Below are 13,598 nucleotides of genomic sequence, written 5' to 3' on the forward strand. Positions count from 1 at the left end.
GTTACAACAATCACCGTAAGGACCGGTCTCCGCGGCGGCTACGGGCCGGGAGACCAGCGTTGCGAGCCCCCGTTGTGCCACGGGTACAAACAGCCTGGTCGGCGGGTGGGCGCGGGGTAGTGTCGGCGCCCATGGCCCCCGACTACGACGCTCTTGTCCGCGAGGTGGCGGGCCGGATCAAGGCGGATCTGGACCGGCTCACCCCCGCGATGACCACGATGTTCGCCGACACCATCCCGGAGTTCCGCCACGATGACGAGATCCGCGGACTCATGGTCGCGAGCACCGAGTCGAACCTCACCGCCATCATCGACATGCTCACCCTCGGCATCGGGCTCGGCGACATCACCGTGCCGCCCGCCGCCGCCGAGTACGCCCGCCGTTTCGCCCAGCACGATCTGTCGCTCGAGGCGCTGCTGCGGGCCTACCGACTCGGCGAGCACATGTTCGTGCAGCGGACGATCAGGTTACTGACCGAGTTGGCGCCGCCCACCGAAGTGGCGCTGGCCGCCGCGGCGCGCATCGCCGAGCTCGTCAACAGCTACATCGACCAGGTGATCGAGGGCCTGATCGATATCTACGGCACGGAGCGACGCCGCTGGGACGCGCGCACCGACGCCGCCCGCGCTGCCCAGGTCCGCGCGGTGCTCGACGCCGAGGAACTGGACCTGGCCTCCGCGGAGCAGATGCTGTCGGTGTCGCTGCGCGGCTGGCACCAGTTCGTGCTGCTGTGGACACCGCCGGGAACCGCCGACCCGGGGCCTGTGCTGCGAGCCGGCATCCAGGTGCTGGCCGCGGTGTCGGCCCGTTCGCCGATGACCGTCGACATCGACGAGCACACCCGCTGGGTGTGGCTGGCTTCGACCGGCAGGCCCGTGCTGGACACCGCGCGGTTGGCCCGGGAGCTGCGCGCCACACCGATTCTGTCGATGGCCGTGGGGGATCCCGCGCCGGGGCTCGCGGGTTTCCGGCAGAGCTTCCACGACGCGCAGCGGGCTCGCTCGGTGGCGGTGGCCGCCCGATCGCGCGGTGTACTCGCCTACGCGGACGTGGCGCTGACCGGGCTGCTCGCCGACGACGTGACGCGGGTGCAGGCCTGGGCGGGGCGCGTGCTCGGCGGACTGATGGGCACCGACGAGACGGCGGCCAGGCTCCGGGAGACGGTGCGCGTATTCCTCGACGCGCGAGGCAGTTACACCGATGCCGCCGCGCGCCTGCACGTCCACAAGAACACCGTGCACTATCGGGTGCGCAAAGCCGAGGAGGTGCTCGGGCATCCGGTCACCGAGCACCGGCTCGACATCGAGGTGGCGCTGCTGGCCTGTGCGCAGCTGGGGTTGCCGAGGGCCTGAAGCGCCGTGGTGGCGGCGCCCGCATACATACCCGATGCGGGGCGGAAACGGCCGTCACCATTTGTTGTGGATTCCTCCGAGGATTGTGCGGCGAGCGAAATGGGAACGTCAAAACCTCGGCCGGACGAATGAGATCCGGGAGTCGTCGTGATCTGATCGAGATGTCCCGAGGATGGGATGTTCACGAGCACAATCGAGGAAGTACATATGAACGCCAAAATCAGCCGCCCGCTCGCCGTTGCCGCGCTCGTCATGTCGGCCGCCGCGCTGAGCGTGGGCACCGCCACCGCCGCCGCGCCCGCACCTGTTTCGGGTTCGGTCGAGGTCTGCCTGCCGCTGCCGCTGGGGCCGCTGGAAGTGAGCTTCTGCCTCTGATCTGCCAGACCGTGCGGCGGGTGTGGGCGAGCGTCGGGGCGCCCGCACCTGCCCGTGCCCGGTAACTACGAACTCGGGTGGGAAGGATTCACCATGGCTGTTTCGACCTCCATCGAACCGTTCTTGACCGCCGCGGGCCGCCCGGTATCGACACCCCTGAGCGATGTGCGCGCGATCTCGCGGCAGATGGTCGTCCATTTCATCGAAAACGTCGTCCCCTGCGGCACACTGCCCGGTGAAGCGCTCGACGGCGATATCACCACCGTCACCAGAATTTGCCTGGAACTCACCCGGAGCATGCTCGACGGCCGAGATCTGCCCGGCCGGGTGGAGCGCGTGCAGGCCGCCGCCGCCGACTGGGCGCGCGAGGGCATTCCGATCGACACCATCCATCACGCCGTGTACGAAGGCTTCAAACTCGGCTTCGACCTCATCATCACCAATGTCACCAACCATGATTACGACACCATGGTGGGCGTGGTGCGGCGGCTGATGGACGCCCAGGACATGATCACCGCCGCGGTGTCGGCGGCGTATGTGCGGGAACTGCGTGCTGTCGTCAGCGAGCACCATACGGCCGTGCACACGCTCACCTCCGCGCTGCTCGGCGGCCAGAACACCGCGACGATGGCTCGGGAATGCGGCATCGAGATCGACACCGAATATCACGTCATGGCGCTCGAACTTCCTCCCCATGCAAAAGAATCCGAACCGGGGTTGAACGCGAAAGTAGTCGCCCGACGCAAGCTGCGGCGAGTCCAAGCCGAACTCGCCGACCGATGCGACGGCAAGGCACTCTCGCTGCTCAGCGTGGACGGCGGCACACTGCTGCTGCCCGCCTCCGAGTTCGCCGGAGCAGACCTCGACGACCTGGTGACACGCCTGTCCGCGGCCGCCCAGGTACCGCTCCGCGCGGTGGTGACGACGGCCGCGCCGACGGAGATCCCGCGCGCCGCCGAAGAGGTCCACGAACTCATCGAAATAGTGCACCGCCTCGGCGGGCCGAGCAAGGTGTACCGCCCGCACGAATTGGCATTCGAATATCAGCTCACCCGACCGGGACCCGCCCGCGACTATCTGAGTTCTGTCCTCGATTCCCTCGAACCGCATCCTGAATTGATGCAAACCCTCGAGGTGTATTTGGCGACGAATATGCAACGTGCGCGCACCGCGCGAAAAATGTTCATCCACACCAATACCGTCGATTACCGGCTCAAGCGGATCACCCAGATGACCGGATTCGACCTCAACGACATCACCGGCCTGTGCTACCTCCGCGCGGCCCTGCTGATCCGGGCGCACCGCAGCACGAAAACCGCCGAAGTCCCCGAAGACCCCGGCACGCGCGCGAGCTGACACCGTCGCACATCGAGCATTCCTCTTCGGTGATCAAGGGAGGAACGCCGCTGTTGCAGAAGTCGGTCAGGCGCTCGGCTCCGGGATGTCGAGTTCGATTTCATCCAGCGGCAGGTCGGCCAGTGTGAGAACGCGATGCAGGGAGTGGATTCCGCGGGAGAGATGCGGCGCGCGAGTAGCGGCCGCAGCAGCAATGATCGCGGTCGCCCGGGATTGGTTTGTTCCCCGAGCCCAGCGCGTGGTCCCGTCCTGGCTGCGGGCCAGCACGATCCATCGGTCGGTTCCTGGGAGGTGAAGTCCGCGTGGCGCTTTCGAGGCACCGGGCAGCCAGGTGAGCGCGGCTAGCGCGGTCGTGGCAAGGCGGGAATCGAGGCCGAAGAACGTGCGGACAGGCACATTGAAGTCGTGCTGGAGGGTGTGCTGGTCGGCGAAATCGAGCCGGTAGAGCCGCCGTGGTCTCCGGTACCCGGGTAGCCGGAAGGTCTCGGGCTGTGTGTAGTTGCGGATGTAGTCGTCGCCGTCGCAGAAATGCTTGCCCAGCAGTCGATATGACCATTCGACGGCGGCAGCGCCGTGACGTTCACCCGCGCCGAGGAACACGGCGACGTCGATAGAGCCCGGCGATGTTCGGTGGACTGCTGCTGCGAGTAGGTTGGTCAGCCCAGGGGCGAGGCCGACCTCGACGACGACCGGGGACCCCACATTTGTCCGTGCGAGGTCGTCGAGATATTCGGAGGTGGCCGAGATTTCTATGAACGCGGACCCGTGGTCACCGGCGAGGGCAGCCAATCGTGGATTTTCGGCTCCCGAGGCGTTGACTGTCACATCGGTGCCGGGCAGCGCCGCACGATAGGCCGACAGCCGAGGGTCTTGGAGATCGATGACCGTGTCCGAGCGGGCCGGATCGCGTCCGGCGACGACCACCACGTCTCCTCGGCGGCGGAGCTCGGTGACGAGATGGCCGCCTACGGCGCCGTAGCCGCCGAGCACCAGGACCCTCATCGGTTTGTTCCGGGCGAGGAGGCGTCGAGACACGCGGAGGGGTCGGTTGATTTCCTGGCTCGTAGTACGCCGACGCCGACGCACCCGTAGACGAGACCGGCGCCGATCTCGGTGATCGCGCTCAGCCAGGAGAACCAGGTGACGTTGGTGTGCGGCAACGAGATATAGCTGTCTTGATAGTCGGCCCAGAATGTCGGTAGCAGGTGGGCGTAGGTGAACACGGCCGCGCTGCCGAAACCGATGCCGATCGCCGCTTCCGGCGCCCGGTACCGGTGCGTCATCGTCATCAGAACGGCGACGGCGACAAGCACTGCCTGCACGTTGCCGCCGATCATGATCGACATCGGCGAAGCGTCCATGCCGCGGCGCAGATGATCCAAGCCGTGGACGCCGAACCCGATCGCGAACGTCACAGCGGCCAGTCGCAGGTTTCGTGTCCGACGTCGATTGTCCTGAATGGCCATTACCTACCTCGATACCTGGCGCAATATGTCCATACTGTTTTGAAATATGAACGTATCGTGACACAGTATGCTCGTATTGTCTATGGTTGATGCGTGCAGCCCACGTCGCCATTTCCCCTACCGGCAGACCCCGGCCCCTCGGCCGCGGACCGGATCCGCGCTGCCGCGTTGAAGTGCTTCGCCGCCGACGGGGTTTCGGCAACCTCGCTTCGTGCGGTGGCGGAGAAGGCGGGGGTGTCGATCGGGCTGGTGCAACATCACTTCGGCACCAAGGCCGGACTCGTTGTCGCTGTCGACGAGTACGTCCTGCGAGTCGTCGCGACAGCGGTTGCGTCTCGGCCCCTACCGCCACCACCGGAGGATTCGCTCGGCGAGTTGGGGCACCGGGTCACCTCGATCATGACCGACCATCCCGAGGTCGTCGACTACATCGCCCACGCGTTCATAGAGGGCGACACCATCGGCACGACCGTCTTCGATGGACTGGTCTCCATCAGCTCCACCCAGTGGAACCAATTCGATGAACAGGGCCTGCTACGACCCGACGTCGACCGCACGTGGGCAGCGCTGCATCCATTGATCTTGGTCATCGGTACGGCCGTGTTGCGGAAACAGATCGACCGGCACCTACCCGAGCCCCTCACCTCACCGGCACAACTGCACCGCTGGGACGATGCGGTCGCCCAGCTCCTGCATGGCGGACTGTTCGCTGATCCGTCACCACCGACCGTCGATCCTGCCCAGCGAGTGGACTGAAGCGCGCGGGCCCTACCCGCATTCGGATCGGCCGACGATTGGCAGTGTTCACAGCTGGTGCGCGTGTTCTTCGGTCATCCGTCAAGCATCCGGAGAATTCGCGTTCGGCCACGGCGCCGTGCGCGACCATGACTTCTGGTGCAGTGCCTGACGAAAGGCGCCGTCGCGGCACAGTGGCCGGGATGCGTGGGCACTTCCCGGCAGCGTGGCCGGGCCGAGAGAGGCGCAGAGATGTCGAGTGATGTCGTGGATGTGACCGTGGACTTCGCCGTCGCGAGGCAGGCGTTGTGGGAAGTGCTGCTGGAACCGCAGAGCTATCCGCGGCTGTGGTCCGGCATCGGGGGATGCCAGCGGTTGACCGGTACCGAGGGGGACACGAGGTGGCAGGTCCGCATCGGCGACGCGGATGTCGGCGTACGAACCATCGATCTGGCCTTGCGGATCGGTCGCTGGTACGAGAGCTTCGAACTGCACAACCCGGAGACGGGCAGTTTCGCGCTGATCCGGCTCGCCGGTGACCAGCAGCGAACCAGCGTGAGCGTCACCGCCTTCGCCGCGCCGCGGTTGCACCCGGCGCTGGCGGACGCACGCGACGCCGAGACCGTCCGGTGGATCAGGGCCGGGTTGCGGCGTGCGGTCGATGTGGTGCGTGGGGCGCAGACATCGGTGGTGGGAAACGGCGACCGGGCGCCGATCCGCCGCAAGTCCGAACTGGTGCGCTGGGTGGTGAATTCCGGGCTGGTCGCGCCGCCGGTGACCTCGGCGCGGCAACTGCGGTCCTTGTACCGGTGGGGTTTCAACCTGGCGGGCGGTTACGCGGCGGGCGCCGCGCACAGCCCCGACCAGCTCGCCCTGATCGACACCGTCAGCACGGCCACATTCGCCGAAACCGACAAGCGCACCACCGCGCTGGCCGGGGCGATGTACGAGGTCGGATTGCGCGCGGGCGACGCGATCGGATTGCTCGCCGCCAACCACTGCGGCATGGTCGAGACGATGGTCGCGGCGGGCAAGCTGGGCGTGGACGTCGCACTGCTGAACGCCGGCCTGTCGGGCAGGCGGATCGAGGAGATCGTGCAGCGGCACCGGCTCTCGGCATTGTTCGTCGACACCGACCTCGAGCACCTCGTGCAATATCTGCACAACGGCGTGCCGCGCTTCGTCACCGACGACCTACCCGCGGACCCGGGCCGGATCACCATCGAGGATCTGATCGCCATGGGTAACACGACTTTTCCGGTCCCCACGATGCCCGGGCGCCAGATCGTGCTCACGTCGGGAACCAGCGGCACGCCGAAGGGCGCAAGGCGACCGCATCCGAAGGGATTCGACACCCTGGTCGCGCTCCTGTCGCGAATACCGATCCACGTGGGCAGCACGATGATGATCCCCGCGCCGCTGTTCCACACGTGGGGGCTCTCGGCACTGCAATTGAGCACCGCCGTACGGGCCACCGTGGTGCTCGCGCAAGGATTCGATGCCGAGGAATGCCTTCGTCAGGTCGCCGAACACCGGGTGAACACACTCATCGCGGTGCCGACCATGATCCAGCGCATGGTCGACCTGCCCGCCACGGTGCGCGCTCGCCACGACCTGAGCAGTCTGCGTCATGTCGTCAGTTGCGGTGCTCCACTCGTCGCGGCGACCGTCGATCGCTTCCTCGACGACTACGGTGATGTGCTCTACAACCTCTACGGTTCCACCGAGGTCTCCTGGGCGAGCGTCGCAGCGCCCGAGGACCTTCGTGCCGCCCCGACCACGGCAGGCCGCCCGCCGCTGGGGACCCGGATCGCGATCCTCGGTGCCGACAACCAGCCGGTGCCGATAGGGGTGACCGGCCGGATCTTCGTCGGCAACCACATGCTGTTCGACGGCTACGTCAACGACACTCCGCCCGAGGAGGCCGACGGCATGCTGAACACCGGCGATCTGGGCTATCTCGACGCGGAGGGCAGACTGTTCGTGGCGGGTCGCGACGACGAAATGATCATCTCCGGTGGCGAGAACGTCTTCCCACGTCCGGTCGAAGAGGCTCTGTCGTATCTGCCGCAGGTCAGCGATGTCGCGGTGGTCGGGGTACCCGACCGTGAATTCGGTCAGCGATTGGCCGCATTCCTCGTCAAACAGGAAGGCTCCAGCCTGGATTCGGGCATGGTGCGCACCTACATCCGCAACCGGCTCAGCCGCTTTTCGGTCCCACGCGATGTCACTTTTCTCAACTCGCTGCCCCGCGGGGAAACCGGCAAAGTACTCAAGCGCCTGCTCGTCGATCCCGCGGGTTTCCCCGACTGAACGATCGAATTCCGTTCACTCGATCACGAGGCATGCGGATATCCGATTTCGGAGATGTCTCGGGCCAGGTCCACCAGCGTGGCCTCTCAGTTCAACGACGACACGAGTTCCTGGTCCAGCGGCCGCAAGGCATACACGTCACGCACCGCTTCCAGGTCCACAGAGATCTCGTAATAGTCCTCGGCGAAGCGCTGGAACGCTTCAGGTGAGCGGTCGACCAGTAGTTGGAACAGATAGTTCGCCCCATCAGGGTCGGCATGGTCCGGGGGGAAGTCGATCGTGCCGTGGTGCCACTGATCATCCGTCGCCTCCCGCCACAAGCAGGCCGTCACAGCAAGCACGCCGTCCTCGTCGGTGAACGCCGGCTCCTCGACCAAGGGCATGAAGACATCGGGAACATCGTCGATCACTCCCGGCCAGGGCCGGCGGTCATGGCCATACGGGCTCATCGGCGACTCGTGGCCAAAGCCCCGGATATATACCCCGGCCACCGAGAACACGATGGAGTATTCGTCTCCCGACCCGTTGCGCATCGAAGCCATCTCCTGGCCTTCGGCCCAAGCGCCGTCGAAGGAGTAGTAACGGCTTTCCCAGTCCGGGCTCAGGATCGCGTCGAGCATCGCGAGCGAGCGGCACAGGTCCCGCAGGTCGGCGATGGCAGGAAGCCGGCGGGCTACGTCATAGACAGTCACGCGCTCATCCAACCGGATCCCTCTGACACCCGGGCGCGGTGCGGAACAACTTGTGGCGGCGAGGGAGAGCCGACGCGGCATCAATCGACGCACAAACGATGCGTTTTTGGAAAAACGGTGTCACAATCGTGGCGTGAATGCAGAGCGAGCTGCGACCGCAGCCGGACCTCGCGGACTCTCCACCGACGACGGCTCGACACAGTTCGAACGGTGGCTCGCGCAGACACAGAGATCGGTCCGCGATCACGTCGATGAGTTCGTCCGGGCGCGTTGCGCGGCGGAATTGGACCCGGTGGGGTTCTCACTGCCAGGTCGGCTGATGGTCGACTTCGCGTCGGGTGGCAAGTGCGTGCGGTCGGCTTTCGTCTATCTCGGTTGGCTGTGTGGTGGCGGCGGTGAGTCCGAACCAGCGCTGCGCGCGGCCGCAAGTGTGGAACTGCTACACGCGTTCGCGCTCGTGCAAGACGACGTGATGGACGAGTCCCGTGTCAGACGGGGACGACAGTCGACCCATCTGCGGCTGGCCGCGTGGCATACCGAGCAGGGGTTGTCGGGATCGGCGGCCCGATTCGGCGAATCCGCAGCGATCCTCCTCGCCGACCTGTACTTGGTGTGGGCCGAGCGCATGTTGCGCGAAAGTGGCGTCGGCACCGCCGCGTTGGGCCGGGCATGGCCACGCTACGACTCGATGCGCAGCGAACTGGCAGTAGGTCAGCTCGCGGACCTGTCCAACGACGCGAACCGCTTTCCGTCCTTGACCGCGGTGATGGACATCGCACGCCGTAAGTCCGGCAACTACACCGTGCGCCGAACCCTGGAACTCGGTGCGGCGATGGCCGACTGCGACGACACCGTGATGGATGTTCTCGGTGCCTACGGCGTTCTGGTCGGAGAAGCATTCCAGCTTCGCGACGACCTGCTCGGCGTCTTCGGCGACCCGCCGACCACCGGAAAGCCTTCCGGTGACGATGTCCGAGAACGCAAGGCGACCACGCTGATCGCACTGGCCGATCAGCTCGCCGGGCCGTCGGACCGCGCGCGGCTGCGAGATCTCTGGCGGGAAGAGTTGATCGACGAGCAGGGCGTCGCCTTCGCACAGGCGGTGATCGTCGACAGCGGCGCGCGGCAGTGTGCAGAGCGGATGATCCGCGACCGAGTCGAACACGCGCGTGGGCTTCTCGATCGCGCCGATCTCGAACCGTCGGTGGCCGACGCGCTGCACCGAATGGCGCTGTTGTGCACCGACCGTACGTCCTGACCCGACCGCGTGCCATCGAGAAGTCCGACTGGAAGGTAGAGATGCGAACGATACCGGGAAGAACCGATGAGGTTGTCGTCGTCGGGGCCGGTCTGGCTGGTCTGGCCGCCGCGCTGCACTTGGCGGGACGCGGCCGCGGTGTCACGGTGGTGGAGCGCGACTCGGTCGCAGGCGGTCGAGCCGGGCGGCGCGATATCGACGGTCTTATGCTCGACACCGGGCCGTCGGTACTCACCATGCCCGACATCGTCGCCGACACCCTCGCCGCGGTGGGGGAGAGTCTCGACTCCCGGCTGGACTTGCTGCCGGTCACCCCGGCCTACCGCGCGCACTTCGCCGACGGCAGCGGGCTGGATATTCACAGCGACGCCGCGGCGATGGAGGAATCGGTCGCGGCTTTCGCCGGGCCCGAGGAAGTCGAAGGGTATCGTCGACTGCGGGCGTGGTTGAGCGAGCTGTACCGCGTCGAATTCGATCGGTTCATCGCCACTAACGCTGATTCTCCGTTCTCACTGCTCACACCGGCGTTCGCGCGGTTGATCGCGTTGGGCGGCTTTCGTCGCCTCGACCGGGCGGTCGGGTCCTTCCTGACCGACGAACGGCTGCGGCGGGTGTTCACCTTCCAGTCCCTCTACGCGGGTGTGTCGCCACAGCGGGCGCTGGCGCTGTACGCGGTGATCTCCTACATGGACACCGTCGGCGGTGTGTACTTCCCGCGCGGCGGAATGCGTGCGCTACCGGATGCCCTGGCTGCCGCTGCCGTGGATGCCGGCGTGCGGTTCTGCTACGACGAAACCGTGCACGATCTGGAACGGAACGGTTCACGCATCACTGCTGTATTCACCGAGAAGGGACGCAGAATCCCCTGCGACGCAGTCGTTTTGGCAACCGAATTGGCCACAGCGTACGAATTGCTCGATCGCTCTCCGCGGCGTCCGATCAGCTGGCGTCCGGCACCGTCCGCGGTCGTCATGCATGTCGGCTTTCCCGTCGGCGTGCCGACCGCGCATCACAACCTCGTCTTCGGTGCCGCCTGGAAACAGACCTTCGACGAACTGATCGATGGGGGAGAGTTGATGACGGACCCGTCGCTGCTGGTCACCCGGCCCACCGCGACCGACCCTGCCCTCGCCCCGCACGGGCAGGACCTTTTCACCGTTCTCGCTCCGGTACCCAACCTGTATCGCGGCAAGGAGCTGGACTGGGATCGCCGCGCCACCGCTTACAGTGAGGAACTCGCGGCGATCGTCGAGAACCGGTTGGTTCCGGGCTTCGTCGCGAACTCCACGATCGTGCATGTGGACACCCCCGCCGATTGGCAACGGCAGGGCATGCTGGCCGGAACCCCGTTCTCCCTCGCGCATACCTTCGCCCAAACCGGTCCGTTCCGTCCCGCGAACATGCCACGCGCAGCGACCAATGCGGTGCTGGCCGGCTGTGGCACCGTTCCCGGCGTCGGTGTGCCGACGGCACTGTTGTCGGGTCGTCTCGCCGCCGACCGCGTGACCGGCACCGTGACTACCTCTCGGTCTTCGTCTTCCACCGCGACCAGGGACGGACGACGATGACTCGCACCGAACTCGACGCCGCCGGTATCCGTGACGCGGGGTTGCGCGCGTCCTATCAGAGGTGCCGGGAACTCAACGCCCGGCACGGGCGCACATTCTTCCTCGCCACTCGACTGCTCGCGCCCGCCCAGCGCCCAGCGATCCACGCGCTCTACGGCTTCGCCCGATGGGCGGACGACATCGTCGACGAACCCCCGACCGGCGACGCTACCGGTTCTGCGACGGCACGCCTGGACGCGGTGGCGAAGACCATGCGCGACAGTCTTCGCGGTACCCACGATGACGACCCGATCCTTGCCGCGCTTGCCGATACCGCCGCCCGATACGAGATCGAGCACGCGCTGTTCGACGATTTCCTCGACTCGATGCGGATGGATCTGACGGTGACCGACTACCCGGATCGGGCCGCGCTGGATCGCTATATCCACGGTTCGGCAGCGGTGATCGGCCTGCAGGTACTGCCGGTGCTCGGCACCATCGGCCCCCGATCCGATGCCGCGCCCTACGCGGCCGCGCTGGGAAAAGCCTTCCAGCTCACCAACTTCCTTCGCGACGTCGCCGAAGACCTCGACCGTGGCCGGGTATATCTGCCTGCCGACGAGCTGGCTGCTTTCGGTGTGGACCGCGCCCGCTTGCAGTGGTGCCGGACCAATCGGCGCACCGACTCCAAAGTGCGGTCGGCGCTGGCCGCTCAACACGCCGTCGCCCGAGACTGGTACCGGTACGCCGATGCCGGAATCGCGTTGCTGCACCCGGTATCGCGACCGTGCGTCGCCACCGCGGCCGTCTTGTATTCGGAGATCCTCGACCGGATCGAACAGAGCGAGTTCGCGGTGTTCACCGCGCGGGCGACCGTCAGCAACGCGCGCCGAACTCGCGTCGCCGGTTCGGCGCTGGCTCGTGCGTTGTGGGCGCGGCGAGGTAGCCGGGCACGGGCACTCACCCCCACCGAAGGCTGAGGCGATCGGGTCGAGCCGAAGGAAATCGCTGAATCTTCAACCTGTCGGCGTGCTATCGGGGGTGCGTTCCGCAGTACTCGTGATGTTGCGGACCATGCCTCCGAAAACGGCGCTGTGGAAGGGGCTGATCGCCTTCCAATACAGGTGCCCAGCAAGTCCGTGCGGTTGAAAGATCGCGCGTTGACGGTATCGCGAACCACCCTTCGGGGCGGGCTCGACCCCGAGCTCGAGCCACGCCAGGCCCGGCACCCGCATCTCCGCACGAAGGCGCAGCAGGTGTGGTCGGTCGATATATTCGACGCGCCACCAGTCCAACGCCTCGCCGGAGTGCAGGCGCCGCGGGTGTTTACGGCCGCGGCGAAGCCCGACACCTCCGGCCACCCGGTCGATCCAGCCGCGTAGCGACCAGGCGAGCGGGAACGAATACCAGCCGTTCTCACCGCCGATGGATTCGATCACCGCCCACACCGTGTCCGGATCCGCGGAGGTGTGATGTTCGCGAACGTCCTCATAGAGGGAGCCGCCGGACCAGTCCGGATCGGTGGGTAAGGGATCGGAGGGTGCGCCGTAGGTGCTGGCATCGGACCAACGAGTGGGCACCTCGGCGTTACGGATGCGGGTCAGCGCCAGCTCCACGGCGCGTCCGTACCGGGTGAGGCCCTCCGGGGGATCCGAGATGTACGCGGCGATATCGTGCTCGCCACAGACCACCTCGTGGACGAGCGACTCGATGAGCGGCACAGCCAGCGCACGGGGCACCGGCGTCACCAGGTTGACCCACTGCGCGGACAGCCACGGCGTGAGCACCGGAACCGGCAGCACGACTCGACGATTCAGCCCGGCCACGACGGCGTATTCGCGCATCATGGTCAGGTAGGTCATCACGTCGGGCCCGCCGATATCGAAGGCGCGGTTGACCTCGGCCGGCAACTCCGCGGCGTGCACCAGGTAATACAGAACGTCTCGAACAGCAATCGGCTGAATCCTGTTGTGAACCCACCGCGGGGTGACCATCGCGGGCAGGCGTTCGGACAGATACCGCAGCATCTCGAAACTCGCCGACCCGGAACCGATGATCACCGCCGCACGCAACTCCGCAGTGGGAACACCGGAGGCACGCAGGATCTCGCCGACCTCGGCACGGGAGGCCAGGTGGCGAGACAGTTCGGTGTGTGGCGGGACGATTCCACCGAGATAGACGATGCGCCCGACCCCCGCCGACGACGCGGCCGCCCCGACGATCCGCGCGGCCTCACGATCGATATCGGCGAAGTCACGACGGGTCAAGGAGTGCACCAGGTAGTAGACGACGTCCTGACCGGCCACCGCCGAACGCACCTGGTCGCTGTCGGTGACATCTCCCTCGACCACCTCGACCCGATCGAGCCACGGCACTTCGGCCAGCTTCGCCGGTGTCCGGGCGACCACCCGGACCTCATGTCCGGCCTGAAGCAATTCGGGTACCAACCGGCCACCGATGTAGCCGGTCACCCCGAAGACCACACACCGCATGCTGATTCGCGA

At 66.4% G+C, this 13,598-nt stretch carries 12 protein-coding genes; 8 read left to right on the plus strand and 4 right to left on the minus strand.

Annotated elements, in window-relative coordinates; genetic code table 11:
- Positions 1-131: 131 nt before the first annotated feature.
- The 3 genes from ACSVDM_RS08615 (at position 132) to ACSVDM_RS08625 (ending at position 3,083) form a co-directional block, all read left to right on the plus strand.
- A complete protein-coding gene (locus ACSVDM_RS08615; protein WP_439263907.1) occupies positions 132-1,352 on the plus strand; it encodes a PucR family transcriptional regulator in 1,221 nt (406 codons plus the stop codon).
- A gap of 207 nt (positions 1,353-1,559) precedes the next feature.
- Positions 1,560-1,727, plus strand: a complete 168-nt coding sequence (locus ACSVDM_RS08620) for a hypothetical protein (RefSeq protein ID WP_356982354.1) — start codon at positions 1,560-1,562, stop codon at positions 1,725-1,727.
- A 93-nt stretch (positions 1,728-1,820) separates the two neighbouring features.
- On the plus strand, positions 1,821-3,083 hold the full coding sequence (locus ACSVDM_RS08625) for a PucR family transcriptional regulator (protein ID WP_439263908.1): 1,263 nt from the start codon (positions 1,821-1,823) through the stop codon (positions 3,081-3,083).
- 66 nt (positions 3,084-3,149) lie between these two features.
- Here ACSVDM_RS08625 and ACSVDM_RS08630 read toward each other — a convergent pair whose 3' ends face one another.
- Together ACSVDM_RS08630 and ACSVDM_RS08635 are read right to left on the minus strand one after the other, a co-directional pair.
- Positions 3,150-4,085, minus strand: a complete 936-nt coding sequence (locus ACSVDM_RS08630) for a hypothetical protein (RefSeq protein WP_439263909.1) — start codon at positions 4,083-4,085, stop codon at positions 3,150-3,152.
- Positions 4,082-4,498 carry a hypothetical protein gene (locus ACSVDM_RS08635; protein ID WP_439263910.1) on the minus strand — a complete coding sequence of 139 codons (417 nt, stop codon included), beginning with the start codon at positions 4,496-4,498 and terminating at the stop codon, positions 4,082-4,084. The genes ACSVDM_RS08630 and ACSVDM_RS08635 overlap by 4 nt, the downstream gene beginning before the upstream one ends.
- Before the next feature lie 144 nt (positions 4,499-4,642).
- On the opposite strand from ACSVDM_RS08635, the gene ACSVDM_RS08640 reads away from it, so the two are divergent.
- A complete protein-coding gene (locus ACSVDM_RS08640; RefSeq protein WP_439263911.1) occupies positions 4,643-5,305 on the plus strand; it encodes a TetR/AcrR family transcriptional regulator in 663 nt (220 codons plus the stop codon).
- A 231-nt stretch (positions 5,306-5,536) separates the two neighbouring features.
- Positions 5,537-7,597, plus strand: coding sequence for an AMP-binding protein (locus tag ACSVDM_RS08645; RefSeq protein WP_439263912.1), 2,061 nt, complete (start codon positions 5,537-5,539; stop codon positions 7,595-7,597).
- A gap of 86 nt (positions 7,598-7,683) precedes the next feature.
- Here the strand turns inward: ACSVDM_RS08645 and ACSVDM_RS08650 are convergent, their stop codons facing one another.
- Positions 7,684-8,289: a hypothetical protein gene (locus tag ACSVDM_RS08650; protein WP_439263913.1), complete on the minus strand. Its 606-nt coding sequence runs from the start codon at positions 8,287-8,289 to the stop codon at positions 7,684-7,686.
- A 319-nt stretch (positions 8,290-8,608) separates the two neighbouring features.
- Between ACSVDM_RS08650 and ACSVDM_RS08655 the strand changes: the two genes are divergently transcribed.
- The 3 genes from ACSVDM_RS08655 to ACSVDM_RS08665 are packed head-to-tail and all read left to right on the plus strand — an operon-like array spanning position 8,609 to position 12,074.
- The gene (locus ACSVDM_RS08655; protein ID WP_439263914.1) at positions 8,609-9,547 is read left to right on the plus strand and encodes a polyprenyl synthetase family protein; all 939 of its coding nucleotides are present in this window, start codon (positions 8,609-8,611) and stop codon (positions 9,545-9,547) included.
- A 41-nt stretch (positions 9,548-9,588) separates the two neighbouring features.
- Positions 9,589-11,115, plus strand: coding sequence for a phytoene desaturase family protein (crtI, locus tag ACSVDM_RS08660; RefSeq protein WP_439263915.1), 1,527 nt, complete (start codon positions 9,589-9,591; stop codon positions 11,113-11,115).
- The gene (locus ACSVDM_RS08665) at positions 11,112-12,074 is read left to right on the plus strand and encodes a phytoene/squalene synthase family protein (protein ID WP_439263916.1); all 963 of its coding nucleotides are present in this window, start codon (positions 11,112-11,114) and stop codon (positions 12,072-12,074) included. The genes crtI and ACSVDM_RS08665 overlap by 4 nt, the downstream gene beginning before the upstream one ends.
- Before the next feature lie 36 nt (positions 12,075-12,110).
- Here the strand turns inward: ACSVDM_RS08665 and ACSVDM_RS08670 are convergent, their stop codons facing one another.
- Entirely contained in the window at positions 12,111-13,586 is a 1,476-nt protein-coding gene (locus ACSVDM_RS08670) for an SDR family oxidoreductase (protein ID WP_439263917.1), read from the minus strand.
- Positions 13,587-13,598: the final 12 nt, after the last annotated feature.

Origin of the sequence: Nocardia sp. JW2 (assembly GCF_051843015.1) — a bacterium.
In the GTDB taxonomy this organism is placed as follows: Bacteria; Actinomycetota; Actinomycetes; order Mycobacteriales; family Mycobacteriaceae; genus Nocardia; species Nocardia coubleae.

Bases quoted from the DNA above. Each gene is read 5' to 3' on its own strand.
- ACSVDM_RS08665 (WP_439263916.1), top strand. From the start codon at position 11,112: ATGACTCGCACCGAACTCGACGCCGCCGGTATCCGTGACGCGGGGTTG.
- ACSVDM_RS08615 (WP_439263907.1), top strand. From the start codon at position 132: ATGGCCCCCGACTACGACGCTCTTGTCCGCGAGGTGGCGGGCCGGATC.
- crtI (WP_439263915.1), top strand. From the start codon at position 9,589: ATGCGAACGATACCGGGAAGAACCGATGAGGTTGTCGTCGTCGGGGCC.
- ACSVDM_RS08645 (WP_439263912.1), top strand. From the start codon at position 5,537: ATGTCGAGTGATGTCGTGGATGTGACCGTGGACTTCGCCGTCGCGAGG.
- ACSVDM_RS08620 (WP_356982354.1), top strand. From the start codon at position 1,560: ATGAACGCCAAAATCAGCCGCCCGCTCGCCGTTGCCGCGCTCGTCATG.
- ACSVDM_RS08655 (WP_439263914.1), top strand. From the start codon at position 8,609: ATGGTCGACTTCGCGTCGGGTGGCAAGTGCGTGCGGTCGGCTTTCGTC.
- ACSVDM_RS08625 (WP_439263908.1), top strand. From the start codon at position 1,821: ATGGCTGTTTCGACCTCCATCGAACCGTTCTTGACCGCCGCGGGCCGC.
- ACSVDM_RS08670 (WP_439263917.1), bottom strand. From the start codon at position 13,586: ATGCGGTGTGTGGTCTTCGGGGTGACCGGCTACATCGGTGGCCGGTTG.
- ACSVDM_RS08630 (WP_439263909.1), bottom strand. From the start codon at position 4,085: ATGAGGGTCCTGGTGCTCGGCGGCTACGGCGCCGTAGGCGGCCATCTC.